Origin of the sequence: Flavobacterium sp. IB48 (assembly GCF_016405855.1) — a bacterium.
Classification (GTDB): domain Bacteria; phylum Bacteroidota; class Bacteroidia; order Flavobacteriales; family Flavobacteriaceae; genus Flavobacterium; species Flavobacterium ginsengisoli.
Genome location: NZ_JAEFCA010000035.1, coordinates 1 through 593, shown reverse-complemented (window position 1 = coordinate 593; position 593 = coordinate 1). Strand labels below are relative to the sequence as shown.

1 protein-coding gene is annotated in these 593 nt (G+C 30.2%); it reads right to left on the bottom strand.

Annotation, left to right across the window (positions count from 1 at the left end; translation table 11 throughout):
• On the bottom strand, positions 1–194 hold a 194-nt coding region (locus tag JC605_RS23645; RefSeq protein ID WP_198858538.1), incomplete at its 3' end, for a chromate transporter.
• Positions 195–593: the final 399 nt, after the last annotated feature.

The following is a 593-nucleotide window of genomic DNA, read 5'->3' as shown; positions in this document are numbered from 1 at the left end:
AGAATCATGCAGAGATTAAGTGCGCTAAAAAATTTGCTGTTACTGACCCATTTCTTTTTTTCGACCAGAAAGTCGTGCATAATGGTAACATGACCTGTTGTACCACCAAAACTTATCCAGCCTAGTAGAAACCAAAAACGAATTGCTTCCGCAAAATTGGGCTGATGAACTTTACTTTTTTTTTCTGTGTGCATTTCTGTGGCTTTTCCAATTTGGTCTATTAGTGAACCGAATTATTAGAAGATGTTTAAGTCTTTTTTAATTTCTATTTCAATGAGTTTAATCAAGACTTTTCTGAGTCGCTAAAATAAATAAAAGTTGCAAGAAGCAGGACGTTAAAAACATGAATCTTTATTATTTGGTCTTTTAATAAATACTAAAATTTTAAAAATCAGAAATTCTAGGTATTCCATTAACTAAGGAATTTTTGGGAAATATTTCTCTTGTATAAAATGAAGTTTGGTTAGACACAAGTTTTTTTTAAGATCTGTCTCATTGTCGTTTTGATAATACTTGATATAGTTCAATATTTGGAGCTTTAAAAATTGTTCTTTGGAAAACAATTCTAATATTTCCTGTGAGTTGAGAACAGA